Below are 25,477 nucleotides of genomic sequence, written 5' to 3'. Positions count from 1 at the left end.
GTTCTTAGTCAAAGCCTTTTAGTCTCTGATAATGCTTGTAGCCAGCCCATATTCCAGAGCTTTTTCGGCATTAAAAAAAGTATCATTCGCAGTTACCTTGTAGACTGCTTTGATACTTTTTCCTGTTCTTTCTGCAATTATTTTTGCTATTGCTTCTTTTGTTTCATTCAGTGAGTCCACCTGCTGTTGGATCTCATGCGGTTTTAATCCGCCCACATCCATTCTTCCGAAGGACGGGTCATGGACCATGATCTGTCCATGCGCCATTATCTCCCTCTTGTCTCCTGCAAGGAAAAGGATTGCTCCCATGGAAGCCGCAAGTCCTATGCACACCGTCCTTATCGGACATCGCACATGCATTAACATGTCATAGAGAGCAAGTCCTGAACTGACCGACCCTCCCGGGCTGTTGATGAAAAAGGTTATCTCCCCGGATGGATCATCTTCCTCCAGGTACATAACCTGTTTGATGATATCATCCATGGTAGCTGCGTTAACCTCTTCTGTTAAGAAGATTTTTCTGTTCTTAAGGAAAATATCCTCAATTGCTATCTGGTCGAATCCGCGTGTGGATTCAAAGAGTATTTTTGCCATAGGCATGGCTCCTTTCTGGCGTGTTATCACGCCGAAACCTGATTTTCATTACTTGCTTTGGAATTGCTTTTCACTGTGCTGTAGGGCTCGATTTTGTCCACCAAAAGCCCCTTTTGCCCATTAACCATAAGAAACGCTTTGTCCCTTGGCATGATGCGAACCGATTCCGGTCTTACCATCGCTCTTGAGGAAACATAGTCTATGGTTTTCTGGTCCTGCCCTGACATGTACAGAATATGGTCACAGTTGTTGAGAATAGTTTCAGCCTCATACTCGCTGTACATGCTGTGAAGCTGCGTGAGACTCTGAAGAATGATAGTAACAAAAATGTCCCTGGATCTGATTACGGAAGTAATTCGATCGAAGCTCTCTATTCTCGCTGATGCCGCAAAATCATCCATGATGATTCTGACCGGCATCTCAAGTCTGCTGTCCGGATTCTCGTCCGCCTGTGCACACAGATGGTGAAGAATCTGCCCATACAGTGTGTTAACTACCACATCATATGTCGGATCTGTGTCACTGACATTAAGGAAAAGAGCTGTCTTCTTTTTCCCAAGAATGCTCAGATCAATCCGGTTTGCCTTACTGAAAATGTAGGTGCTCTCCCGCATCGTATAGGGCTCCAAAGCCTTATTGACGAATCCGCATATACTGCTGTACATCTTGTCCGCAGTCTTATTGGACATCACCTCAGCGAACTTCTTAGCCAGAAATGAATTCCGATGTCTTTCTACAAAGCTCGCCACTTCGAAGAGTTCCTCTTTATCCCCTCTTATGAAGTCATGGTAAAGCTCCGATACTATAGTCATATTCCTTCTGTAAGATGGCTCAGACATAAGACAGTAGGCTATGAAAAAAGCAATCATGGACGTAGCACTCATCTCCCAGAAAGGATCATGGTTATCCATTTTAGGAACAAGGCTCTGTGCAAGGAACATAATATCCTGTGAATTATATTCTCCATCCGGATGCCTTCTGATATAATCAAGAGGGTTGTATCCACATGAATTCCGTGGGTTTACAAAATCGATAGTGAAAATTTCGTAGCCCTTTTCCAGAAGTTCATCCCTGAACAGCCTCATGAGGTTACCTTTCGTATCGGATACAACGATGCTTGTTACCGATTCCTGTATGGTAGGAACAACCACTGAACCGGTTTTTCCGGCACCCGATCCACCTATTATTAGGTCGTTGGAGTTAAGTCCTGTAATCCTGGTGTCGTCACTGATGATGTGTCCTTTTGCAAGAACACGGTTTCCGTACCTGAGTTGATTTTTTTCTTTGTTCATAGTATATTGTCCTTTCCGAACGCTTTGTTTGCGCTCTTTTTGCAAGGTTGATGGTAGCTGTAGGGTATCTGCCCTCTATCTAAAACAGATATCATATGGAATTAATTACAAAAAAGACGCAACCCCAGTATTTATCTGAGTTTACGCCTTTTTCACATTTCAATTTTTTCGATTTTTCTATTTTTTCTCTCTTTTTACTATTATCTTTTCGTAATCCTCATAGTTGATATCACAGTGGTAGTAATACTTCTCTCCCCATAGTTCAATCTCTCCTCCGACATTAGCTTCTTTTTTCGAGTGAGTAAGTTCTTTTCTGCAAGTATTTGGTTTCAATACAGAGATAGCATTGGATCCGCTTGAAACTATGAGTCCCAAATAATTCTGCCTGAAAGTGTCATCATATATCAGCTCCGGATATTTATATTCGCCTTTCTTATGTCCGGATGAATAGCTGTTATAGACCTCCTTATCTGCCCTGAACAGTCTTATTACCGTATCCTCATCAAGTTTCTTTTTCTTAATCTGTTCTACCAGTGCCTTAAAATCATCCTCTACATCAACACTTTCTTCCTCGTTATTATCTGTGCTTTTATTATTGAGAATTTGCTGCTCCTGAAGTGCCAGAAAACGCTTACAGATTTCATTTTTTACATATTCGTTTTTCTTGGAAGCGCTCTTCTCATCTTCCTGTACTTCCTCCTGCATATCAATAATCTCAGGAATTAGCGGCCTGATAAATTCATCAAAGCTTAACCTGTATGTTTTGGTCTCTCCCTTTCTGCTGAATTCTTCTGCCAAAACAATCCCTATGTAATCCATAGGACAATCCCAATATGATTCCTTTTTCGCTCTTTGCTCTTGCATAAATGCAGGCTTTGCTCTAGTGATTTTTACCTTCTCTTCGCCGCCAGCTTTTTCCTTCACCACAGTCGTCTTAAGAATTTCTTCCCCATTATACTGAGCATGTATAACTTCGTCCTTAAGCGCATCTATGTCACAGCTTGTATTATGCTTGGAACTGTCAATTTCGAGTTCAGTGAGAGCCGCCAAAAGCAGCACGCAATCATACACCTGTTTTATATAGTCATCACTTTTCTTGTTAAAAAATCCACTCCACAGATAACTGTTAAAAAGCTGTGCTGAATTGGAAAGTTCTCCTATTCTCTTTTGTGAATGTGCAAGGTTTTCATCTAACCTCGCAAGATTTTTTGCTGATATCTCATGTTGCTGTGTCTCGCCTTTTAGCTCCTCATCTATCTCTACCACCGGAAGCTCACCTCTTGCAGGGTTAAGCGCTTTTATTTTCAGCAGTTTTATAGCTGCTTTTCTTATCACATCATTTTTTATGAAAAGAGCCGTGTCAGAGTCAAAATCGGCTCCGCCCAGCCTTACCATGATGTTACTGTTCCACGGCGACAGAACAACTATATTGCAACCATCGGCATTATCAAAATTAAACCATTTGTCTATGCTCTCTGTCTTTTTGTTATTGGAATTTTTCAGTGCACATACCGCGCCGGAACTGATATGAGGATACCGGAACAAAGTAACATCCGCATTATCCTCCAGTCCTTTTATATGCACATGCCCCTTTCCTCCGATATATGGCTTAATCTTATCCCGGTCATGATGCACAGAATATTCAAGCATTTCCATCGGCATACTGCAGAGCACGTAAAAATCTCCCTGTATTGCCACTTTGCCTTTCTTCATCAGCGGCGTTCTGTACTTTTGAATCTGTTCATTTCTATATTTCTTGAAATCATCCGTAAATTCAAAATCCTTAAAATACTTGTAGAAATTATAAATATAGTAAGTACTTCTAAGGCTGTTACGCGTTGATAAAATATGATGTAAGAACACAGCCTCATCCTCTTTAAGAAGCTTTATATACCTGATTTCATCCGCCAGCAGTTCCCTTATATCTTCTTTACCAAGCGGCAGTGTATTGATGATCTGGTAGCTTGCTCTATGGTATTTCCCCTTGCCCATGTATGAAGCATGTTCTGTCTTTACGATTCCAAATTCACTTGAAATATGGCTTTTCCAATAATCATAGGCGGCCATCTGTTTTTCAAGATCACTGCTTCCGGAAAATGTATGATTTTCAAATTTTGTATCAAAAAACTTATCAACGAACTTTATTGAATCAATGGTGACAATCATCTTTATCTTACCCGCAGGTATTTTCCTTCCGAACATATCTACCACATGCGTGATATTGTTCTTTTGATAGTACTCACTGATTCTTGTATTAAAAGCACAAGCCTTGAAAAAATGGTTACGAAGAAGCATCATTCCATGTCTGTTTTTCCCTTTAAATCCGGCGTCTTCAAAAATGCTTTCATCCAGTAGAGCCTGTCCGTCCCAGATTTTATTACCGGTTACAAACTCCCTGCCTTTAATACTTTTGTATTCTTCTTCGCTTACAAGCTTATTTTTTGTTTCTGTTGTACCATTTTCATCATTCTCTACAGCCGTGTAAATAAGACGATTCCCTGATATATCAGGTGATTCCACCGAATCCAATATCAAGATGCTTTCAGGGTCTATGTGAACGACATCCTGGATGCCCGATGCCACCAACGACTCGTATGCCTTTAATGAAGTAAGATCATAATTGGCACCCTTGTCAAAGCGCAGCCCCATCCATGTCCACTCCATCATATCGTCATATATCTTATCCCATATAAAAAGACACCGTCCGGCTTTAGCCTTACTTGCGGATCTCTTATACATCTTATAATGGCGTACACGCTCGCCATCAAACACATCTATTCCCTCGTGATACAAGTACTCTCGAAGGGATACTATGCTATTATCTTTCAAATATTCTCTAAATAACTTTCCGAGAACTTTTCCAAGATTCTTCAGATTCAGATCAATGCTCTTTTCCTGTTCCTTCTCCTCCGCTTCGGTTGCCTCAAGCTTTTTCTCTGCTTTCTTTACTTTCTTGTCATCCTTAAGCTTTTTAAGATTTACGAGTTCCTTCTTTAGTAGGGCAACCTCCATCTTCAATTTTTTTAACGATTCATATAATCTGTCATTTTCAACGCTATGCGCATGGAATGCACAATAATACTCCCAGCCGCCCTTTGAAAAGAAATGCTCCGGTTTGTCAGTACCAATTCTATTATCCTGTAGCACAAAGCGTTTTGCCTTTAGTACCGTGGAATAGTTGTAATTAGATAAAAATGACATGTTGATGATAGCATTTGAACAATTCAGCGCTCCGCCCTGTACCTGGAACGGAACCATCCGGTCATTATCCCCAATCTCCTCGCAAAGCTCAAACATTTTCCTGCTATCAAGTGATACAGGGATGGATCCTTTATAAACCCTATATTCTTCGTCTCCTTTTTTTGCGTATTTGAAGGCTCCATTAATAATGCCCGGCTCTATAGACGCCACGCCATTTTCACAGGCAATTTTGCAAAACAAAACATACCATGCATCCAGCTCTAATATTTTTATAGGGCGAAATTCATCCTTTAGTTTGTTTCTCATATGGAAGGCCTCATCTATTTTTCAACAATTGCAGCACATAATTTTTCATCTAGCCATTTTTCCAAAATATTGCCCAGGCCTCCAAGAATTTCAGTTTCCGGGCACTCAAAAATAGGTAATAACATCTGCGTATGAAAATATTTACATCTATAAAAGTATGGTAAATCCAATAAGAAAAATCTTATCATTGCGCGCATATTGTCTTCATCTTCATAGTTTTCCAAGCGTTCTTTCCATGTTTTCATAGATAAGAAAGCTTGTGCCATCTCAAAGTCCCGTTTTACTTCCTTTATTATTTTTAAAAGTTTCTCATAATAATCTCTGTCATCAACATCATCATTCTTTAGCTGAGAAGCTATATCTTCTTCTATGATTTTAAACAGTTCATCTTTTGCAATTACCTTCTCTGATTTAGTTCTCGAAAATACACATACATCAATTGGACCTTCAACAGAGCCAAAAGCCATTTTAAATCCTTTCATCACCTTATCGTAATCCGTTTCCTCTTCTTTTCCCGATGATCCATTGAAATCAGATTTTATTACAGGTTCCATTCGTCTGATATAATTTGCAATTTCTGATGCACCTAACAGAACTTTTTTGTATACTCTTTCCTGCCTTTTATAATAATCTATCGCCTTTTTATTATTTATCCCCTTCTTTAGCTTACAGAGCAAGGTCGGGAGATCACAAAAATCTTCAGCGGAAATATCAGATGCATCCATAAAAAGTACATAAAAAAATTGCTGACATAAATATACCGCTTTATCACATTCGCCATTAAGAAGGTCTTCTCTCCTTCCTTTTAGCAATTCATGTTTTTTCGCATAGCCTCTTAGTGCTGATGCATCACTTCCACCGGAAAGAGCACTTAAGTAATTATTTACGCTCTTATCACCTTTATTAGTTTTTTTATTTTTTGATTGTGACCATAGCATCAAACTTGCCAAAGCCATCCAATTATAAAAAAATTTCTCAAATTCTGTAGTTCTACTTTTTGCAAATAAATAAGCATATAATGAGGCCGGAAGCGTATCAAGTTTCTTATCTGTCATAGGATCATGTATAAATCCATATGCCATTACTTCTGATGTGTTTCTCCTCATTCCCAGGATATAATTTGCCAAAGGTTCTCCGGGCTTTGATGCTTGTGAGAAAAAATCCGGCAATTTATCGCTAAGCTCACCTTCTATCATAGATTTTATCCAGTTTGATTGCCTGTCTATAGTTTTTCCATCTTGTGTTATCCTATAACATCTGGCAACCAAAATTTTTATTCCTAAATTATATAGAAATATATGAAGAAGCATGGCTTTTTCTGCAGCATTTAGCAAAGTTGCTTTTTCATAAAACATGAAATCCTCATTTTCATCTTTATCTTCAGAAAACAGACCTTCCTTGATAAGCTGAATAAAATTTTTTTGAATCCTTATGATTACTGTATTATGAGCATATTCAAACAAATACTCATACTCATATTCTTTTCGGTTATTTATATCATCGCCGCAAACATTTATTTCATATCGAGGAGTTTTCATCATTTTTTCCTTTCTATTTTCTGCCTACTGAATTTTTATTAATCTAATTTTCTTTCTTCAAACGATAAAAAATGATCTCGTAAATTATCGTCAACCACATAAATAAAGCAATTCTTCATCGCTCTGGTTAAAAGCACCCTATACTTTCGTTGTGACCATATTTTTGTTCCTTCTCCTTTGAATACGGATGTTTTCCCATTCTTGTTTTTTTCAGCTTTCAATTCTTTTCCTAATATTATCAAAGCATTAGGATACTCTATCCCTTGTACCGAATATGCATTACCAATAGCAATTTCATCATTCGAAACATACGGCAAAAGTCCTACCTTATCAGACATAACATATTCATTATGCTTATACGACCTTACATTTTCTTTGCGAATATTATCAATCCCAAGCACTTTCCTTATTTTACTATCATTCAAAATTTCAACCATGTTCTCTCTATCTTCTTCTGTTTCTGTCCACCAATCTTCAGAAAGAACTACAAATTTATCATTATCCGGTAAATCTTTTATTATTTCTTCCAGCTGTTCCTCGCTCTTTCCTTGCAACAGAATTGGCCTAAAATCCAAATCAGAAAGATATATATCTGAATTTATATCTTTTTGTCCTATGGAAAAGGATGAATATGTATAAGTACTTGATTTATCTGCATTTCTGTTGAGATCAGCAATTATTCCAAGTACTTGATCCACCCATGTTACATATCCGTCATCAGCATTACATCTAAATTGTGTCCATAGATTTTTGTATGCTTTTATTTGACTATAATCATTCTTTTCTCCTGCATATTTGTCTTTCAGAAGCTTCAAAATGTTTTTATCCCAATAGGCACGCTGTCGGGCATATTTTTCTAACTCCTTTTCTTTGTTCTTATCCTTGTTCTTTTTCTCTTCCGTTTCCTTATAAGCGCATAACCTTTTTAGCAATAGGATGAAGTTCTTGTCACTATCTGTCCTTTGCAATTCATCTGCAAAAAGAAAGATATGTTTCCCCCTATTCAAAAGTTTACAAAACAGCTGTGATTCTTTTCCATTATCCTTTTGCAATTCCAAGGTATGTGCTTCGTCAATTATAATTGTGTCGTATTCCTCTTCGCATGTTAATAGGTCATCTACAAACATAAAATTATCTTTGTATTTGTTTAACCATTTACTATTTTTTTCTTTTAAAATATTTGCTAATGCATTATATGTAGCTGCACCATGATAAGCAAATAAAACCTTTTTCCCTTTATTAAGGCCATAATTCATCAACAATGTTGCAATTAGCGTTTTTCCACTGCCAGGAGATCCATAAACAATATCCAAGCTATCTAGATTCGCATCCATACGTTCTGTCAATGTAGAATACAATTCTTTTTGATCAGGCCGCAAATAATCAATAATAAAATCTTCCCTATTTCCCGTTAGCATATTAGCAATATCTGGAAGCGCGATCGTCTGATAACTATCTCTAATTTTCTTTACTATTCTCCTATTATCTTCTATATCTTGCTCTTTCTTAAATATTTTCTGCAGAAATTTGCACAGATCATCTTCCTTTTCTTTAAAAAAACAATTAACTCCTTTGTGAAATCCCAACTTCTCACCTTGTTCTTTATCCATATTATGCATATAAACTACAGGAACCACTTGTATTCCGGTCCCTTTCAACATCTTTTCAAATCTTTTACAATATTCTCCCACTTGTTTATTTGGCTTTTCTAACGGTCCTTCAAGTTTATCATTCACTAAATCAACATCTAATTTGCACTCTTTATCATCTTGTCTTATACAAAATTTCGCCCTATTATGATCAATGTAATCAATATACTTATCAGAGTATCTTTTTTTTAATTTTTCTATATTTTCCCTTAAGGCTATTACATCAGCAGCATTGATTTCTCTTGCTTTTGACCACTGTTTTAGTTCAAATAAAACTATAGTATCCTTTTCGTCATTCCCTTTTCCAATAAGTATTAAATCTGTTCTTCCACCCCAATCTCTTTCAAACCAAAATTCCGCTGCTACCAGCAGATTGTCAGATATATTATTATCGTCCAATACACTTTTCATAAAACGCGCAAGGGAATTTTTCCATGATATCGTTTCGCTTTCAGAGAATGTAAAACCCTCCCCATAACTATTTCTTTTAATCCGCTCCTCCAATAATCCAGCAATTATTGGTTCTTTTTTATCGTTTACCCTTATACAATCATTTATAAATTCGCCTTTTGTTCTTAAATATGAAAACATTTTCTGCGCCTCCAAATCGATCTTACAAAAATCATGCACACACTTAATTTTCTCACATACAAACTCGCATTTCATCATGATTACATAAAAGTTTATTCATCTTTTAGAAATCAAAAAGCAGTAGACCAATCTATGATCTACTGCCGGCAATTTACCTTTATATTCTCTTTTCCATCAAAACATATTAAACAACGACAACTGCCCGTCAATCCAACTCTTCTGCTCAACAGTATGAACCTCATCTTCCGGTCTGATGTTGCCGATAAGGAGCGGGGAATCCGGATCATGATTAGCGTTATTTTTCATCACCGTCTCCGCATCGTAGTTGGCGTAGCAATAGCGACACATGTGAAGGCAGGTGTTGTACATACCGATGTCGTTTCCAAGGAAGCATGCGCAAGTATTTCTGGCATTTTTCACCTTAGGGAAGACCATCGTATTATGGACAGCCTTTTCATAAATGGGCTGAGTCATGCAGCCGCTGCAGTCGGCGCCGAATACTTCAAGTTCGTTTCCCTCGCTGCAGGGGCGAAGTGTCATACCGTGCTCTCTTGCTATCTTCGCCATGTGCTCTCCCATATACAAACGGTCTGCTTTTTCAAGTGGCTTTGCCTCCGGGAAATTCTTCTTCACCTTCTGATATATGTCGATGAAGCTTATGACGCAGTTTTCAGTGTAGCCGTCAAGCGCAGCTGCGATCTCCGAGAACTTCGTGAGGTGATAATCTCTCGTATATTTTTCATCCAGGAAAATCGGATCATATCTCCATCCCATGGAGTCCACGCCCGCGAATTCAGAGAGTCTTTTGAAGGTATCTATAACCTCGTGAATCTCCGGGACATTTGGCTCAACATCTTTTCCATAACCGGTGATAGTCACATACCAGTACATCCCATAGGGTCTTAGGAGATCAAGATACTTCAGCATCGGCGCGGGATTCTTGGAGCAAAAGCTTATGAGGTCCACCACCGACGGATGCAATATGAATTTGGTGACATAAGTCATGTTGTAGGGATTTCGCACGTAGACATAGCCGTCCCTTAGCCTGTTTGCAAACCAGTCTGCATAAAAAGCCGGGATGTCGGTACGCGAGCCTGTCTGAATAATCATTATTGTATCTTCCTAACCAGCATCTGCAAATCATCTTCCCAGTCGCTGTTTTCCAAAAAATAGACTGTTCCCAGGATTCCGGGAACCCTCAGATTCTGCGACGATATGAGAATGATCGGGATGTCTATACCAAACTCTTTCATTTTTGATATAAAGGCCTCTCCGGAGGGAGCATCTCCCGAGCCTGGTCTTTCCGGGTAGTACATATCGGTGACCGCAATGTCGTAAGGCTTTCCACTCTCGATTGCTTCCCGGATTTTCTCTATTCCGTCCTCAAGATTGGTTACCCAGTCGATATCGTCTTCCTTAATGCGAACCTTTTCGAGCTCGTTGCAAATTTTTCTGTGCTTAATCGGTTCGTCTTCCAGGTTGATTACTCTCATCTTTCCCCTCATTTCAAATGTTATCAACCATTAACCCTTTTTGAATTTGAACTTTGCTTTTTTAGCACCGGCTTTCTTCAGTTTCTTAACAAGCTTATTGTACGTCTTTTTATCCTTACAAACCACCGTGATTCTGGCGCCTTTTTTGATTCCCCTAAAGCTTCCTGAACCAATGGATTTTAGGTTATTACCCCTTATTGTTATTTTTCCAAGGTTCTTGCACCCACTAAATGCACCGGATCCAATCTTTTGAATATTTCTTCCAACAACAAGACTCTTAAGCTTTGTTCGATTTCTAAATGCATTACTTCTGATTTCGGTAACTGTATAGTTCTTACCCTTATGTGAAATCGTATCACTTATTACTACAGATGTCGCGTCACTATCTTCAGAAACCGCAGTAACATTTTCTGAGCCTGTTATTTCGTAGTTACAATTGTTGGATGATATGAGATTATCATTTTCGTTATTATCGAAAATAATTAGCTGGTCATTTCCCATATCTTCTTCGGAAGAATTATTTGCATAAGGATTATCATAATTCTCTTCATGAGAATTGTTTATATAAGAATTTTCAAAATCTTCTTCCTGATAATAGTCTGCATTTTCATTTTCCGAATTATTGGAATACGTGTTGTTTTGCTCTTCCTCTGAACTTTCGTACCCGCTGTATGGCTCCTGCCAAACAGCATAATATGTCATATTTTGTGTTGTATAAACATACCTATTGCCAGCAAGGCCATTCGGCTTTTCTGCCCATCCGGAAAATTCATAGCCTTCTCTTACAGGTACTTCGTAATCTCTTTCAGACAGCGAGTTATAAACAGGATATATCCCGGTAATAGTGGTCTCACCATTTGAGAACGATCCGCCGTTAGCATCAAATGTAATTTCAAATCCTACTTCGAGCCACTTGGCATAAAATTCTTGACTACCGGTGGCAATACTGTCACTGGGAATAACATTGTTATAATAATCTGCCCATCCGGCAAACTCAAATCCCTGACAAACAGGCGTAGGCACAGAAGAAAAATCTATCGTCTCTCCGTAATTTACAGATAGCCTATAGGTACTTGTTCCATCCGGGAACCGTCCGGAACCTGTATAAAAATACATAGTAAACGCCTGAACTTTCCAGCGTGCATATAATGTATGCTCGGTTTTCACAGAGACCGTTGAAGAACTTGTTACTCTTTCTCCACCTGTCCTGTCTGTATACCAACCTTCAAAGTTATAGCCATCCCTGTAACATCCGGATAATGTGTAGCCGTATTTTTCTCCATAATATAATGTATTCTCTCTTTTTATACCATCGTAGTTATAATCAAGAGTTACCTTTACCTGCCTTATGGAAGCATTAAAGTTACAGGTCGCCTTACATTTTCCATCATCAGACTTAACTTCTACTGTAGAATAGCCACTATTATTTATGGTATATCTCGCTTTTCCTTCGCCTAAATCCTCAATGCTCACAACGTCGCTGTCCGACGTAGTCCATATCAGACTATTCTTTGAAGGATCCTCTGACTCAAAAGTGCAGGTCAATATACCCTGATCGCCAACATATCCTTTTACTGAATTTGCAGATAACTGAAGTGACTTTACCGGATATTTTCCTGATTCATCAGATACAGCAACCTCAATACTTGAGCTGTTCTTACCATCGGGTGTCCTTACTGTTATCGTTGCATATCCCGGCACTAATGCTGTATAATTTCCGCTTTGGTCCACAGTAATAACTTCATCATCGGAGCTTTCATAGAAAAGAGTTTTATCTGTTGCATTTGAAGGTATTATCTGTACATCAAGCGTTCCTGTCGTTCCCTTTGATACCTTCAATTTATCTGATAAAAAGTTTACTCCCGTTACAGGAACATTGCTGACTTCGGTACCCTCGCCGCCAACTATTTTCTTAACATTTTCATATGAGTACTTTGTAGCTGTCGCCTCCGGATAATTTTCCGATTCTGAAGTCCTGATATGCGTGTTATCTATTACGGTTCTGTAACCACCTGCTGAGATTGTTTTTTTATAAGCAGTTATCTGCACTGTTGTAAGATGATAATAAGCATGTGATCTTTCTCTTACAAATTCCTCAGGACGCGATGATTCAGGTTCATAATCATCCCAGGTCGGATCGGTTTCATACCAGGCGCCGTCGATTTTCACAATATTCCAGGCATGTAAACCTCCTGCATTTCCTATTACAACCATTGAGTCAACATCTATCCCTTCAAGGAGATAGACAAGCCCCATAGCGTAACCTTCACAGACAGAAGTTCCCTTTACCAGCGCTCCATACGCAGTCTGCCCGATATCATAATGATTGTCCGTATTAGCACATTCATAATCATATGTATTAATGTCTATGAGTTTATCGTGAACTGCCAGCTCTTTTCCAATAATTCCGGCAGCATTTTGTACAGAGCTATCGGAAAGGATATTTCTCCTTTTTGCCTGAAGCTCAGCAGTCATCTGATTAAATTTTGCCTGATCATAAGAAGGTACTTCTGACTTAAGATAAACATAGTGGTTATACAGCTTTGTAGAAGACCCATATGATGTGATCTGCCAATAGAAATGAATACTGCATAGCTGCAACTGAACCAGATCGCAGTGATCATATTTGGCCGCATATACTGCCCTATGATATTGAAGTGTTGTATAACTAAACTTGCTTGATGAGTTCAGAACCAGCGGTATTACATATTCACTATCTATCGATATGTTCTCTGTCTCATATGGAGCAACATGATCACAGGCTGCAATAAGTGCTCTGTATAGTTTTTTCTCTGTGTCATCAAGGTATGTATAGTGAAGTCCGGTCTTTACTCCGGTATTGAGATTAGGCATGTTACGCGGTCTAATCCCCAGTGCGCCTTTATCAACGGTTTCAAGCTGTTTTACCTCAGGCTCAGGAAGCTCCGGAATATCATTGGTCGGAAAATTTGCAGAAATATTCGTTTCGGCTTTTGCTTCTATTTTATAATCGTTTATGGGTAAAAAAAGTGATGCAGCACATACTGCTGCTGCGAGAATAATCGATTTCCTTTTGAATGTATTTATATTCATCTAATATAAACCCCTCGTGGCATAATCACACTTAACGCGCCGTGCATCATTTTACATCTTTTATATGATTGCGTCAATAAAAAGAATATGCCACAAGCGGTTTTATAAGAAAAATCAAATAATCATTTTAATATTATCATCGGTTCGCCGTAGCACTTCACTCCGCCGCGGAATACTTCCACATCGCTGCCGTCTATGAGGTTCTTGTAAATCCCGTCTGGAAGCGGCACGCGGACGTTTGAGGTCTGTGCCTTAAGTGCGAACACACCTACAGCCTTCTTCTCACCATGTGTGAGGGTTGCAACTACTGTATCATTCTCGGATGCTTTGCACTCAAATATTCCATCTGCGAAAATCGCGTCCTTTTTAATAAAGCTGAGCGTGCGTATGAAATCAGTCATATCTATGCCGTCTTCAGGTCTAAGTGAAATCGTATCCTTATCAAAGAGGCTTGGCAGGTGGGATGCGCCAAACTCCTGGCCCGCGTAGATGAACGGGATTCCCTTCTGGAAGAACAGGAACGCCGTGAAATTCCTGAGCGCCTTTTCATCCGGAATCAGGAAATGCGCTCTGGTCTGATCGTGGTTTTCAAGGAAATGGAGCTTAATATAATTCGCGGGATAGATGACCTCCTGGCGATTAAGTCCCTCAAGATAATCCTTCAGTTCCTTCTCACCGCATAAGTATCCTGCAAGACTTGGATATACGTCGTAGTCATAGCTAAGATCGAAGGCTCTGAAAATCTCACCGTCGCTGAGCGCAGTTATGCCGCAGCCCCTAAGGTAAGTCAAAAAGGAATATTCCACCGACTCAGCAAGCCAGATGCAGTCGGGACAGACCTGTGCCACCTCTTTTCTTGCCCTCTCCCAGAATTCTATCGGAACCATCGGCGCCACGTCGCAGCGGAAACCGTCAACGATTTTCGCCCAGTACATCAGCGTCTCTATCTGGTAATCCCAGAGCTGCTCATCGGTGTAGTCGAGATCTATGATGTCGCTCCAGTCGCCCACATGATTGCCAAAGGAGCCGTCCTCTTTATGGAAAAACCACTCCGGATGATCTTTTGCCAGAACAGAATCAGGTGACGTGTGATTATAGACGACATCGATGATGCACTTCATTCCCTTCTTATGGATAGCATCTACGAGGTTCTTAAAATCCTCCAGCGTTCCGAACTCCGGATTCACCGCGCGGTAATCGCTGATCGCATAGGGTGAGCCGAGTGAACCCTTCCTTGCCTTTTCTCCGATAGGATGAATCGGCATCAGGTAAATTATGTCTGTGCCAAGCGACTTGATACGGTCAAGATCCGCTTCCACCTGTGCAAAGGTTCCCTCCTTGCTGTAATTACGAACGAAAATCTGATAAAGTACTGAATTTCTAAGACTCTTTGAAGTATTTGAAGCCATTATGTATCCCCCTGTTCTTTCCATTCAGCTACGCATTCAAAGCGTCTAAGCTGAACTCACATATATCGAATTCACATAAATCAATTATACAAGATTCATCTGTCAAATGTGTTATTATTACTATATTAAAATGTATTGTTTTGTTGGGGAGTATTCAATGAAGATCAAGATCAAATCAAAGAGCTACGCGGAGGTCTCCGCTCTTAATCCATACAAGAACAAGAAGCCCTGCAGGCAGACTGCCTTCTGGAAGTTTCTTATGAAAACCGTATCCAAAAAGGATCTCGAGGATTGCCGTTTTTCCTATACTTCAGAGGGCATGGAGAAGCTCGGAAAGAACGAGCCCTGCCTGATTCTGATGAACCATTCATCGAGTACTGACCTTGAGATTGCAGCGACGATTTTCGCAGACAGACCGTTCCATATCGTAACGACGCTGGACGGCTTCGTGGGAAAAGAGTGGCTTCTTAGGCGTCTGGGATGCATACCCGCCCGAAAGTTTATCACGGATCTTCCGCTGGTGAAGGATATGATGTACTGCTTCAGGGATCTGAAAGAGTCTGTCCTCATGTACCCTGAGGCTAGCTATAGCTTCGACGGCACAGCAACAGGCCTTCTTTCGAGCATCGGCAAAAGTCTGAAGCTCTTCAAGGTGCCTGTTATCATAGTTACAACCACCGGCGCTTTTCATCGTGATCCGCTCTATAACGGGCTGCAAAAGCGCGATGTGACGGTCACCGCCAAAGTGAAGTATCTGCTCTCACCTTCTGAAATTGAGAGCATGAGTGCCGGCGAGTTGGGCGACATTATAAAAAAAGAATTTTCCTTCGACCACTGGCACTGGCAGCGTGAAAATGGGATCAAAATCACAGAGCCTTTCAGGGCCGACGGTCTTGAGAGAGTTCTTTTCAGGTGCCCTGTCTGCGGAAAAGAGCGCGTTCTGAAAGGAAGCGGTATCACGCTTGTCTGCAGCTCATGCCATACAAACTGGGAGCTTGCGGAAAGCGGCGAGCTTGAATGCCAAACTCTGGGCGTATCTATGCCACAGGGAGGCTACGATTTTTCATATGTATCAGACTGGTACAGGTGGGAACGTGATTGCATAAAAAAGGAAGTCACAGACGGCAGATACTATCTGGACATTCCCGTAGACATCATTGTTGTGAAAGATACTCGTGCTGCTTACCGCGTCGGCGAGGGACGTCTTATACATAATAAGAACGGCTTCTCCCTCACAGGCTGCGGCGGAGAGCTTGACTATCAGCAGTCTGCAAAGATTTCCTATTCGCTCTATGCAGACTATTACTGGTACGAAATCGGTGACATGATCAGCATCGGCAACATGAACGAGCAGTACTACTGCTTCCCCAAGGATAAAAGCATCAATGTGGCCAAGGTGCGCCTCGCCGCAGAAGAAATATATAAATTGAACATTCCTCAGAATGTGAAGTCAGCGAGTGCGGCGATTTAATCGCAAATGGCATGTCGGCGAGTTCTGCGATAACCATTGTCGTAATAACGTTATTTTTAGAACATGATTCTAAAATCTCTTATTATCCCGAAGTACTCTCTGACCATGTTGTTGGGGAGATACCACGGCCTAGTGTACGCAGCTATTCCGCATATCGCCTCATCACTCATTGATTTTGCAAGTTGTACACCTCTGAAAACATGGAAGTTGTTCGTAACTATCCCGATTTTCAGATTCTTTTCCAATGCCTCATCTCCGATAAGTTCCAGCGAGTAGGCTATGTTCTCTGTTGTATCAACAGCCTTTGTTTCAGCGATAACCCGGTTCTCCGGGATTCCCAGCGATATCAGGTAGTCCCTTCCGCCTTCGCCCTCACTTACAGGCTCATTCGCAGCCTGCGCTCCCGAGACAATACATATCGTATTCGGATTTTTCTCAAGATAATCACGCGCAGCATCGAGTCTGTATTTGAAAATGATGCTGGGTCCAAAGTCCCTCATCTGAGCCCCGAGGACGATGATGTAATCAAGATTCTCTTCGCCCTTGTCGTTAAAATGGCTTAGTATCATGCCCTCGCAGACAATAAATACCACGGCTCCTATAGCAATTACTGAAGTCATTATAATCCGCAGCGCTTTGGGGATTTTGTTCCACCGCTCTTTTCCTGATAAAAACCATAGCAGTGCAAAAAATGCTGCGCCTACAAGCCATATTACAAAAGAAAAAGTCCCACTTGCTACCAGATAAATGCTCACGGAATATATGAGACAAATTGCTGTCAAAGTAAGGAAAATAATTCTGATAAAAGTGTTCTTCTTAGTCATAGTTTTTTATGTAAGTCTTTCATGTTTAGTAAATTAAAAATGTGCAAACCAAAGTGCTCACTTGCACGCTTTCACAAATAGGAAATCGGGCTTGTGGTAGAGATCATAGTAATCCGGATACTTCTGCACGATCTCCTCTGTCGCATGAGGCTCCTCAATCCTGAGGATCTTAAATCCAGCGTCCGCAAGTGTATTTATTGTAGTTGAAAACATCCTGTGATATCTCTGGATTCCTTCGACAAACCAGGTTGATTCATAGCTTTTCTCAACGCAGTAATTCGCTATATTTGCATAGATCTTTGTCCCGTTTTCATCGCAGGTCCATCTGTCAAACTCTCCTGAAAAGCATGTGTTAATCGGATGCTCCTGTGAAAAGAGAAAGATTCCCCCATCACTTAAAAGCCTGTAAACATTCGCTACAACTCCCTGGAAATCCTCAACATAATGAAGTGCCAGCGAACTTATCACAACGTCGAATTCCCCGTCGATTGTTCCGATATCTTCCATCGGCATTTTTATATAAGTAATCCTGGGATCGCTGTTTTGGCTCTTCGCCATGGCAAGCATTTTTTCAGATATATCAATGCCCGTAACCTTCACCGCTCCGCGATTTAGATAGTCGATGCAGCGCTCACCGGTTCCGCATCCAAGATCCAGAACTCTTTTCCTTCCAGATCCGGCATAAGCGCATAAAGCGTAGGGATTTCAAAAAGGTTGTTGGCGTTCACCTCGCGCTCTCGAAGTTTACTGTACTCATTGAAGAATGTTTCATTGTCGTAGATATTTTGTTTTGCCATTTAAACCTCCGTGCTTAGAACCGTAACTTCATGAAAAAGAACAATTGAAAATGCCACTTCGACAATAGCAAAAGCAGCCGCCAAAACAGTCGCCGAAAAGATATGCCCAACGATGAGAGCCATAATCGGCAAAGCTATGGCAACTACTCTATATGCCGCTGACTTGTATAGCCAGGAGCAGCAAAACACCAGCAAATTCCTGGTATTCAAGGGCAAATCCAGACAAGTTACTATGAGTATCAACGTCCATATTATTACAGATGCCAGAATAAAGGGCAATTTCCTACTCATAACAGTCTATCACAATTATAAACAGAAGAACTAAATACACTTATTTGAACCCGTTCTGCACTTACTAATTACTTGTTTTTCTGACGCGATGCTGGCCAACTCCCTGAAGGAACTGGAAGCAGACGGCCTCGTTGAAAGAAAGCAGTATGATGAGATGCCTGTGCGAGTTGAGTACAACCTCGCCCCAAAAACAAAAAGCCTCATTCCCATCCTGCTTGAGTTAAAGAAATGGGGAGAGGAGAATTTGTAAACTATTATGAATATAAATTACGTTTTGGAATTATTTAAAGAATTGGCAGCACACTTAAAGAAGTATAGCAATCAATCCATTGCTTACCAGTACCGGACTCTGCTGGATACGGACGGACAAATCATTTGTTATCCAGTCATCCTCATATGTGTTATCAAAATATGCCGGTGGATGATAAATTGCATCGTCCATTTTTCCTAGAAAAATATTAAGCACAATAAAGCCCTTTACCTTTCGGATTTTTCAATACTAATAATGATGTCATTACTATCAATTATTGTTTTCTGGGTAGATGTTGCGCCTTTTTCTTTATTTTCTTCTCCAATCTGCGCGAGTGCATCAGCTACATACGATGCAATTGAGTTAAGTGAAAGTAAAGTATTTCTTGAGGTTGGCGATTCATTTGAAATCAGCCTAAAAAACGCTATAGAGTCCAGCGTAAAATGGAAAAGCAAAAATAAAAGCATTGCTTCAATTACAAAAAAAGGAAAAATCAAAGCAAAAAAAGTTGGCAAGACAAAAATCACAGCTACTTACAATGGTCAAAAGTACAAATGTACAGTTACTGTTGCTGCTAAAGGAAAAGGGTATCCTGCTGCAAACCCTCAGTCTGAAGTCTCCGGATCAGCTTATTGTGCCGGCACGGATGTATATATTTCCTCGGGAGACCTGTTTATCACAAACTCATACGCAATAATTTATGAACTATCCCATGCCCTTGAGGGCTCGTACCATGACTGGTATTTAAACAAAACATTAACAGAAGGCTTTGCCCAATATACTGCTTATAAAGTTCTAAAAAAATTGTGTTCAACAGATATGAAGGATGCATCCGGTCTATCGCATTATCAAGCTACAATAAATGATGTACGTATTAGTCCGGAAAGTAGCGTATATACCCAAACGTTTGAATATTGGATGGAAAATGAGTTTCCAACGACGTATGCCTTCAATACTTCATACGCTACCGGATTCAGATTTATGGCATATTTAGATACTAAATATGGAAATTATTGCAATCATATAAAAAGGACTCAAGAAATGCTGGGGAACACCCCCGCTACAAGTAATAGTGCAGACATAAATCAGGTAAAAACATTACTAGCAGCTTCTTATAGCAACGATGTAATTGATGGATTTTATCCATGGTTAAAAAGCAATGAATCGTTTTTTGCGCCTAAAGACACCTTTAATTATGACTATTCAAATACAAGTCGTCCTATTATTCTTTTTCCAAGCTTTAACGCAGTTTCAAATTCCACTTTTCTAGGTGCGAATACTGATTCTAAAATTACTTATAACAATTTGGTTGTAGATATAAGCAAAGCGGTAACCTATTTAAGGGATTATAAGCATATCAATGTCTCTTCCCTGGTACTTCAGGTGGACGTCACTGCTAAAGTAACATTGTATGATGCTAATGGTAAATATATCAGGTCATCATACGGCCAGACTGAAATACCTGTGACAGGAGTGGCTTATGTCAAGCTGGACTCTACAGGGCAGACCCTATTTCGTCTAAAAGGCTATGCAGAATATCATCCATAATAGAAAGCTTCTGATGATTAACGGAAAAGCCAGCATCAACTAAAGATGCTGGCTTCAGACTGATTATTTTATTGATGAAGGTTTAATAGCAACTATCTGAATTTGAAGAGCCTGCTCGTTGATACGGTAGATTACTGTGTATTCCTTAATATAGATTTCTCTATAACCTTTTCCGGCAAATTCACCACGTTCCCTGATTCTTCCTCTTTTAGGGAATGCTGAAAGCTGATCAACAGCATTTTTGATAGAGTCAATATAATTTTCAGCAATATCAAGACTGGCTGATAGTTCTAATATAGCAACAAATGCTTCTTCTAATTCGAAGCGAGCTCTGGGAGTCATGACTATTTGGTAATTATCCAAAATATTTCTCCTTCAAAGCTGCAAAAGCATCATCAAATGGAATCAGGTCAGCGCCTTCCTCGATTTCTTTTTCAGATATAGCTATTGATTCATCAATTGAAGCGTCGAGATAGCTATCAGGGATCAACGCTCCTTCCATAATACCAATGATGTAAAAAAGCTTATCATCAGGTATCTGCTCAAGAAGCTCTAAAGCTCTTTCTCTATTACTCATATAACAAAATCCTTTCTATTTCAGTAGTCCCCACCACCTGTATAGACAATAGTATTATATCATTTTTATATTGCTAAACATAGTTCTAATAAGCAATTTGTACTGACGGCCAATTCTATGTCAGTGCTTCAGTGTTCCAAAAAGGCTTGTCGATATAAGCGTAACCGTTCTGGCATCTGACTTTGCTGGTGATCCAAGGCTCATTGATTTTGAGTTCCATAGCAATTACCTCTTTGGTATAAATTCACGGGAGCTTAGGATATAATATAAGTGGTATGGATTTTGTACCAAGTATGTAGTTTGAATTTGATTGAATAAAGGAATAAATATCATGAGAAAAAAAGAGACCAAAGAACTCCTCTGCGAAGATATCGCAGGTAAAGGCTGTGGCCTAAAAAAAGTTATCGATACCGTTGGTGGCAAGTGGAAGATCATGATCCTCTGCGTCATCGATAAAAACGAGGTTGTCAGATACGGAGAGTTAAACCGTTCAATCCACGGAATCACTAACACGATGCTTGCCAATTCCCTGAAGGAACTTGAAGCAGACGGACTCGTTGAAAGAAAGCAGTATGATGAGATGCCAGTGCGGGTTGAGTATAACCTCACCCCAAAAACAAAAAGCCTCATCCCCATCCTTCTTGACCTGAAGAAATGGGGAGAGGAGTATTTGTAGTTTGGAATGGTTACCGCTACTAAACGGTGCTTAATACAATTGATATATATGATAAGCATAAAATGATAAAGCAGCAGATGCCAGCCAGATTACAAAAAATGCGATAATTTGCACCGCCTTATTCATTTTTCCCGGTGAGAAATGGATTATCTTGTTATTAATCTCGATAACAAGATAACATACCGCAATTACTATTATTCCGATGACAAAATGCACCAAAGAAGCAGGCAGCAGACTCCCCCTGGTTGCGATAAGCAGTATACCCCACACGTATAATATGATGTCGCTGATGCAATAGTAAGCGTTTATATGCTTAGATAGATGGAAAACGATAGTCGGTACTTTTATTTTTTGTAAAGTCACCAGCTTGTACATGGCAGCAAAAGTAATCAGAGTATCCAGACATACAGCCAATGCGTCTGTAGCTAATACAGGTTCATCTTCCGGAACGTACTTTGGCATAAACGGAAATGGGACTGTAAACCGAAGCGCAAAGTAAACTACTACAATTGGGATACAAATGAATAATACACGTTTTGACAGAATTGTTTTATCAATAATACGTCTATAATATCCACCTACCAGATAGCCAAAGGCAACGAATACAAAATGTGTACACAGCGGAAATAGAGCATTATCAGTCAAAAAAAATAAGTTAATGAGCTTGTTTATCCAAAAATCTTTAGGAGTCCCGATTATTGAATAAAATGGTACCATGAGAAAGTTGAGTATAATTCCTATTAAAAAAATCACTCCATCGCCAAGCTTTAACATTTTGAGCAGAGCCATTAAGATAAATGCAAGACCGGCAAAAGTGATGATGTCACTATCTATTACCCCCAACATGTATGGGATGAAGTTCTGATTCCCTGTTGCCTTATAAGCTATCAGCCCCGGAATACCTGCACGTAGAAGATTCAAAACCTGACCGATCGTAAGCAATAAAATACCACGATAAAGATTACTTGAGGCATCCTGTTTTTGGGAGTAGCGCATACCGATTCCCATGCATATCATGAATGTGCCTGCCCCCAAAAAGCCTGCACCATACCCAAGCAATCCGGTTATAATACCATGATAACCTCCTGAACTCGCCATATATGCATGAATTAAAATCATTAAAACAATACAAATAGCCTTCGAAATGTCAATTTCAGGTTGTCTGCCAGGATTTACTGTTTTATCTGAGAAATAATTCAATCTTATCCCTCCTTACCAAGTACAGCCTTTTTCCTTCCCAAAAAGACCTTTATCTTTTCATTATTATAGCAGCCTGACTTCCGCGGTTACCGCCGGTATATCTGTGAGACCAGTATTTATGCGGCATACACATGGTACAGTCTTCGATGATATCAATATTTTTTTCGGACAGGCCGGTATTAAGCATGCTTCTCTTTACTACACCTTTCAGGTCAAGCATAAATTTCCCGTTATCTTTTCGGTTATATAGATCAGCGGCATCGCCTTCCAGCAAGCTGTTTACTTCCTCAATAACTTCCTCTCCAACTTCGAAACAGCATCTGCCTATAGCAGGACCTATGCATGCCTTGATATGGTCCTTCGTGGCACCAAGGCTTAACATTTTGTTAACGGCTTCTCTCTCGATGTCCTGTACAGTACTGCGCCATCCGCTGTGTACCGCAGCAACGACACCTGCCTCCTCATCTGCCATCAAGAGTGGAATGCAGTCCGCGATAAAAATAACCAACGGTACACCTGACCCGGCAGTTACATACCCGTCAGCCTGAAAAAGCTCATCATAGCCGTAGGGCTTTCTCGCATGCTCTTTTCCTACTATCATCACGTTATTCCCATGCACCTGCTGCCCGCAGACGAACTCCTCAGCTTCTATGCCACAGGATTTTAGAAATCTATGATAATTCTCTTTAACATTCTCAGGATCATCACCCCTGTTCATGCCCAGATTGAGTGATTCAAATATCCCTTCACTCACCCCTCCGGTTCTTGTTGAAAAGCCGTGAGGATATGATATTATTGATGATTTTATTGTATTTATCTCTGACATATTATTTCCCCAATTCATATAAGCAATACCACTAAAGCAATAAACTTTCTAAATTTCATTGCATTACCTCCAAAGTATACTGGATTTTTATATTAGCCTTTGTTCCGAATTCATATTTCCAATATATATTTTATCGGCATAAACACCAATTTTTTTAATCACGGGTGCGTTTGATCCAGATGCTTTTTCTACGCAGCAGACATCTTTATTGGTTCTGCATACAGATGTTCCATAGATTGCTGTACTTTGATGATGTCAGACCTTTTTCATATACAAAAATACAAAAAAGCGCTCAACCATAATAGTTAAGCGCTTCTAATGAGACACGTGGGAATCGAACCCACGACAACTTGATTAAAAGTCAAGTGCTCTACCAACTGAGCTAGTATCTCATATATATAAACTGCAAAAGCAGTAATATATCAAAAAACTGGGCTAGCGGGATTCGAACCCACGAGTGCAGCAGTCAAAGTGCTGTGCCTTACCGCTTGGCGATAGCCCATTATACACAGCAACCACGCTCGGTGCTAGAAAATCGCAAACGAAATTCTAATACAATAATAACTTAGATTGAATATATAATCTAGAAGTTATTGCCCTAAAATATAAAAGGGTGGCTAGAGGGACTCGAACCCTCGGTCTCCAGAACCACAATCTGGCGCGTTAACCAACTACGCTATAGCCACCACAAAATGTGCCCGAAGGGATTCGAACCCCCGACCCACGGCTTAGAAGGCCGTTGCTCTATCCAGCTGAGCTACGGACACATATATCGCAACCACGCGGCGACATCTATAAAGTATAAAGTAGAGTCCAATCAATGTCAATATGAAAAATGCATTTTTTCTAATTAATTGTTTTTATTTTATATTTCATAGATGAAAGCCGCATAAATTGTGAATTCTTCCGATATTGTAAGGCAACCGTTTTTCCTAATGACCGTACTTAATTGTATCTGCTAACGGTTCTGCCACCTTTGGAACGGGTTATTTTGTAGCTTATACCTTTGCTGATGGAATCCTTGATGAATGAATCCAGCACGTCTTTGTAGCTGCAATTTCCATCTTTCTCATAATGAGATATGAGTGAAAGGAATTCATCATCTTCGTACTCGATGCAAAGTACGTCGTCATCTTCCATTTTTATAAGTATGATTTCAACGCTGCCATCGGATGTGATCTCTGTGAACTCGAAATCTTCTTCCTTGAGGAAGTCCTTGATGTCGCCGGCTGTTCCAACCATTGATTCTGTCGCCTGGTCCATGTCATCCATGATTTCGGGAACAAAATCTTCTGCCTGCTCGGGCTCTTCTTCAAGTGCTCTGTCTTCCTCAGTTTGCAGCATCTCCTCTTCAGGAATAATAATCTCAGGTATATCAAGGTCAAGCTCCGGCAAATCGATCTGAAGTTCTTCTTCAGTTCCTTCCGACGCTGCCTCTTTACTCATGCTTTCATCAACAATTGGCTCGCTAAGCCTTGCAAGTTCCTCTTCAGGAGAAAGTTCTGGCGCTTCCTCTGCCGGCTCCTCAGCAGAGCCTTCTATATCCATCAGAGATATGTCGGAATCCATAGCTTCGGGAGTTTCCTCTGCTACAGGAATCTCCTCTGCAGGGGGCTCTTCCGCTACAGGTATCTCTATATCGGCAGGTATCTCTATATCTACAGGCATTTCTATATCTACTGCGGGAATCTCTGCTTCTGCTGGTACTTCCTCTGCTACAGGGATCTCAATTTCTGGTGCAGGGGCTTCCTCAGCCGCAGGAATTTCTATATCTGCAGGTATTTCTATATCGGCTGCGGGAATCTCTGCTTCTGCTGCAGGTGCTTCTTCTACTACAGGAATCTCTGCCTCTGCTGCGGGTGCTTCCTCTAC

23 protein-coding genes and 4 tRNA genes are annotated in these 25,477 nt (G+C 40.2%); 4 read left to right on the top strand and 23 right to left on the bottom strand.

Annotated features, from left to right (window positions below; translation table 11 throughout):
- Positions 1 to 18: 18 nt before the first annotated feature.
- The 9 genes from G630_RS0119395 to G630_RS0119355 form a co-directional block, all read right to left on the bottom strand.
- Positions 19 to 594, bottom strand: coding sequence for a ClpP family protease (locus tag G630_RS0119395; protein WP_196805832.1), 576 nt, complete (start codon positions 592 to 594; stop codon positions 19 to 21).
- A 26-nt stretch (positions 595 to 620) separates the two neighbouring features.
- Entirely contained in the window at positions 621 to 1,886 is a 1,266-nt protein-coding gene (locus tag G630_RS0119390; protein ID WP_026499519.1) for a VirD4-like conjugal transfer protein, CD1115 family, read from the bottom strand.
- A 177-nt stretch (positions 1,887 to 2,063) separates the two neighbouring features.
- Complete coding sequence (locus G630_RS0119385; protein WP_026499518.1) at positions 2,064 to 5,393, bottom strand: hypothetical protein; 3,330 nt, start codon at positions 5,391 to 5,393, stop codon at positions 2,064 to 2,066.
- Between the two features lie 14 nt (positions 5,394 to 5,407).
- On the bottom strand, positions 5,408 to 6,934 hold the full coding sequence (locus tag G630_RS0119380) for a hypothetical protein (RefSeq protein ID WP_155832042.1): 1,527 nt from the start codon (positions 6,932 to 6,934) through the stop codon (positions 5,408 to 5,410).
- A 35-nt stretch (positions 6,935 to 6,969) separates the two neighbouring features.
- Positions 6,970 to 9,171, bottom strand: a complete 2,202-nt coding sequence (locus G630_RS0119375) for a DNA/RNA helicase domain-containing protein (RefSeq protein WP_026499516.1) — start codon at positions 9,169 to 9,171, stop codon at positions 6,970 to 6,972.
- Between the two features lie 174 nt (positions 9,172 to 9,345).
- Positions 9,346 to 10,281 carry a DUF1848 domain-containing protein gene (locus G630_RS0119370; protein ID WP_026499515.1) on the bottom strand — a complete coding sequence of 312 codons (936 nt, stop codon included), beginning with the start codon at positions 10,279 to 10,281 and terminating at the stop codon, positions 9,346 to 9,348.
- Positions 10,281 to 10,664, bottom strand: coding sequence for a hypothetical protein (locus G630_RS0119365; protein ID WP_026499514.1), 384 nt, complete (start codon positions 10,662 to 10,664; stop codon positions 10,281 to 10,283). The genes G630_RS0119370 and G630_RS0119365 overlap by 1 nt, the downstream gene beginning before the upstream one ends.
- Before the next feature lie 30 nt (positions 10,665 to 10,694).
- The gene (locus G630_RS0119360; protein WP_026499513.1) at positions 10,695 to 13,736 is read right to left on the bottom strand and encodes an InlB B-repeat-containing protein; all 3,042 of its coding nucleotides are present in this window, start codon (positions 13,734 to 13,736) and stop codon (positions 10,695 to 10,697) included.
- 122 nt (positions 13,737 to 13,858) lie between these two features.
- Entirely contained in the window at positions 13,859 to 15,145 is a 1,287-nt protein-coding gene (locus G630_RS0119355; protein ID WP_026499512.1) for an alpha-amylase family glycosyl hydrolase, read from the bottom strand.
- A gap of 157 nt (positions 15,146 to 15,302) precedes the next feature.
- Here G630_RS0119355 and G630_RS0119350 point away from each other — a divergent pair, with 157 nt between their 5' ends.
- Complete coding sequence (locus tag G630_RS0119350) at positions 15,303 to 16,616, top strand: 1-acyl-sn-glycerol-3-phosphate acyltransferase (protein WP_026499511.1); 1,314 nt, start codon at positions 15,303 to 15,305, stop codon at positions 16,614 to 16,616.
- Between the two features lie 56 nt (positions 16,617 to 16,672).
- Here the strand turns inward: G630_RS0119350 and G630_RS0119345 are convergent, their stop codons facing one another.
- From G630_RS0119345 to G630_RS24510, 4 genes are read right to left on the bottom strand one after another with little or no spacing between them, the layout of a single operon-like run.
- Positions 16,673 to 17,440, bottom strand: a complete 768-nt coding sequence (locus G630_RS0119345; RefSeq protein WP_044959925.1) for a YdcF family protein — start codon at positions 17,438 to 17,440, stop codon at positions 16,673 to 16,675.
- A gap of 57 nt (positions 17,441 to 17,497) precedes the next feature.
- Entirely contained in the window at positions 17,498 to 18,064 is a 567-nt protein-coding gene (locus G630_RS23020) for a class I SAM-dependent methyltransferase (RefSeq protein WP_242829971.1), read from the bottom strand.
- Positions 18,052 to 18,237: a hypothetical protein gene (locus G630_RS25570; RefSeq protein WP_242829970.1), complete on the bottom strand. Its 186-nt coding sequence runs from the start codon at positions 18,235 to 18,237 to the stop codon at positions 18,052 to 18,054. Before G630_RS25570 ends, G630_RS23020 begins: the two co-directional genes overlap by 13 nt.
- Positions 18,238 to 18,528: a DUF7010 family protein gene (locus G630_RS24510; RefSeq protein WP_081668068.1), complete on the bottom strand. Its 291-nt coding sequence runs from the start codon at positions 18,526 to 18,528 to the stop codon at positions 18,238 to 18,240.
- 34 nt (positions 18,529 to 18,562) lie between these two features.
- On the opposite strand from G630_RS24510, the gene G630_RS23015 reads away from it, so the two are divergent.
- On the top strand, positions 18,563 to 18,778 hold the full coding sequence (locus G630_RS23015; RefSeq protein WP_330363849.1) for a winged helix-turn-helix transcriptional regulator: 216 nt from the start codon (positions 18,563 to 18,565) through the stop codon (positions 18,776 to 18,778).
- A gap of 54 nt (positions 18,779 to 18,832) precedes the next feature.
- Here the strand turns inward: G630_RS23015 and G630_RS25565 are convergent, their stop codons facing one another.
- Positions 18,833 to 18,970 (bottom strand): DUF4869 domain-containing protein, encoded by a 138-nt coding sequence (locus G630_RS25565; RefSeq protein WP_242829969.1) that lies wholly within the window; start codon positions 18,968 to 18,970, stop codon positions 18,833 to 18,835.
- Positions 18,971 to 19,033: 63 nt separating this feature from the next.
- On the opposite strand from G630_RS25565, the gene G630_RS0119320 reads away from it, so the two are divergent.
- Positions 19,034 to 20,326, top strand: a complete 1,293-nt coding sequence (locus G630_RS0119320) for an Ig-like domain-containing protein (protein WP_026499508.1) — start codon at positions 19,034 to 19,036, stop codon at positions 20,324 to 20,326.
- A gap of 63 nt (positions 20,327 to 20,389) precedes the next feature.
- Here G630_RS0119320 and G630_RS0119315 read toward each other — a convergent pair whose 3' ends face one another.
- Complete coding sequence (locus G630_RS0119315) at positions 20,390 to 20,689, bottom strand: type II toxin-antitoxin system RelE/ParE family toxin (RefSeq protein WP_155832040.1); 300 nt, start codon at positions 20,687 to 20,689, stop codon at positions 20,390 to 20,392.
- Complete coding sequence (locus G630_RS23010) at positions 20,682 to 20,903, bottom strand: hypothetical protein (RefSeq protein ID WP_044959923.1); 222 nt, start codon at positions 20,901 to 20,903, stop codon at positions 20,682 to 20,684. Before G630_RS23010 ends, G630_RS0119315 begins: the two co-directional genes overlap by 8 nt.
- A gap of 331 nt (positions 20,904 to 21,234) precedes the next feature.
- On the opposite strand from G630_RS23010, the gene G630_RS0119300 reads away from it, so the two are divergent.
- Entirely contained in the window at positions 21,235 to 21,579 is a 345-nt protein-coding gene (locus tag G630_RS0119300) for a winged helix-turn-helix transcriptional regulator (RefSeq protein ID WP_044959920.1), read from the top strand.
- Positions 21,580 to 21,609: 30 nt separating this feature from the next.
- Here G630_RS0119300 and G630_RS0119295 read toward each other — a convergent pair whose 3' ends face one another.
- The 7 genes from G630_RS0119295 to G630_RS23000 form a co-directional block, all read right to left on the bottom strand.
- Positions 21,610 to 22,779: a hypothetical protein gene (locus G630_RS0119295; protein ID WP_026499505.1), complete on the bottom strand. Its 1,170-nt coding sequence runs from the start codon at positions 22,777 to 22,779 to the stop codon at positions 21,610 to 21,612.
- Between the two features lie 49 nt (positions 22,780 to 22,828).
- Entirely contained in the window at positions 22,829 to 23,605 is a 777-nt protein-coding gene (gene pgeF / locus G630_RS23005) for a peptidoglycan editing factor PgeF (protein ID WP_044928754.1), read from the bottom strand.
- Positions 23,606 to 23,924: 319 nt separating this feature from the next.
- A tRNA-Lys gene (locus G630_RS0119285) sits at positions 23,925 to 23,997 on the bottom strand.
- Positions 23,998 to 24,035: 38 nt separating this feature from the next.
- A tRNA-Gln gene (locus G630_RS0119280) sits at positions 24,036 to 24,107 on the bottom strand.
- A gap of 110 nt (positions 24,108 to 24,217) precedes the next feature.
- Positions 24,218 to 24,291 (bottom strand) — tRNA-His (locus G630_RS0119275).
- 7 nt (positions 24,292 to 24,298) lie between these two features.
- Positions 24,299 to 24,372, bottom strand: a tRNA-Arg gene (locus G630_RS0119270).
- Between the two features lie 178 nt (positions 24,373 to 24,550).
- The coding region (locus tag G630_RS23000) for a hypothetical protein (protein WP_044959918.1) at positions 24,551 to 25,477 on the bottom strand (927 nt) is incomplete at its 5' end.

The organism is Butyrivibrio sp. WCD2001 (assembly GCF_000424485.1).
In the GTDB taxonomy this organism is placed as follows: domain Bacteria; phylum Bacillota; class Clostridia; order Lachnospirales; family Lachnospiraceae; genus Butyrivibrio.
Note: the sequence above shows the minus strand (reverse complement) of the source record. Positions and strands in the feature narration are given on the sequence as shown.

Bases quoted from the DNA above. Each gene is read 5' to 3' on its own strand.
- G630_RS0119395 (WP_196805832.1), bottom strand. From the start codon at position 594: ATGGCAAAAATACTCTTTGAATCCACACGCGGATTCGACCAGATAGCA.
- G630_RS0119390 (WP_026499519.1), bottom strand. From the start codon at position 1,886: ATGAACAAAGAAAAAAATCAACTCAGGTACGGAAACCGTGTTCTTGCA.
- G630_RS0119385 (WP_026499518.1), bottom strand. From the start codon at position 5,393: ATGAGAAACAAACTAAAGGATGAATTTCGCCCTATAAAAATATTAGAG.
- G630_RS0119380 (WP_155832042.1), bottom strand. From the start codon at position 6,934: ATGATGAAAACTCCTCGATATGAAATAAATGTTTGCGGCGATGATATA.
- G630_RS0119375 (WP_026499516.1), bottom strand. From the start codon at position 9,171: ATGTTTTCATATTTAAGAACAAAAGGCGAATTTATAAATGATTGTATA.
- G630_RS0119370 (WP_026499515.1), bottom strand. From the start codon at position 10,281: ATGATTATTCAGACAGGCTCGCGTACCGACATCCCGGCTTTTTATGCA.
- G630_RS0119365 (WP_026499514.1), bottom strand. From the start codon at position 10,664: ATGAGAGTAATCAACCTGGAAGACGAACCGATTAAGCACAGAAAAATT.
- G630_RS0119360 (WP_026499513.1), bottom strand. From the start codon at position 13,736: ATGAATATAAATACATTCAAAAGGAAATCGATTATTCTCGCAGCAGCA.
- G630_RS0119355 (WP_026499512.1), bottom strand. From the start codon at position 15,145: ATGGCTTCAAATACTTCAAAGAGTCTTAGAAATTCAGTACTTTATCAG.
- G630_RS0119350 (WP_026499511.1), top strand. From the start codon at position 15,303: ATGAAGATCAAGATCAAATCAAAGAGCTACGCGGAGGTCTCCGCTCTT.
- G630_RS0119345 (WP_044959925.1), bottom strand. From the start codon at position 17,440: ATGACTAAGAAGAACACTTTTATCAGAATTATTTTCCTTACTTTGACA.
- G630_RS25570 (WP_242829970.1), bottom strand. From the start codon at position 18,237: ATGGCAAAACAAAATATCTACGACAATGAAACATTCTTCAATGAGTAC.
- G630_RS24510 (WP_081668068.1), bottom strand. From the start codon at position 18,528: ATGAGTAGGAAATTGCCCTTTATTCTGGCATCTGTAATAATATGGACG.
- G630_RS25565 (WP_242829969.1), bottom strand. From the start codon at position 18,970: ATGGACGATGCAATTTATCATCCACCGGCATATTTTGATAACACATAT.
- G630_RS0119320 (WP_026499508.1), top strand. From the start codon at position 19,034: ATGATGTCATTACTATCAATTATTGTTTTCTGGGTAGATGTTGCGCCT.
- G630_RS23010 (WP_044959923.1), bottom strand. From the start codon at position 20,903: ATGAGTAATAGAGAAAGAGCTTTAGAGCTTCTTGAGCAGATACCTGAT.
- G630_RS0119300 (WP_044959920.1), top strand. From the start codon at position 21,235: ATGAGAAAAAAAGAGACCAAAGAACTCCTCTGCGAAGATATCGCAGGT.
- pgeF (WP_044928754.1), bottom strand. From the start codon at position 23,605: ATGTCAGAGATAAATACAATAAAATCATCAATAATATCATATCCTCAC.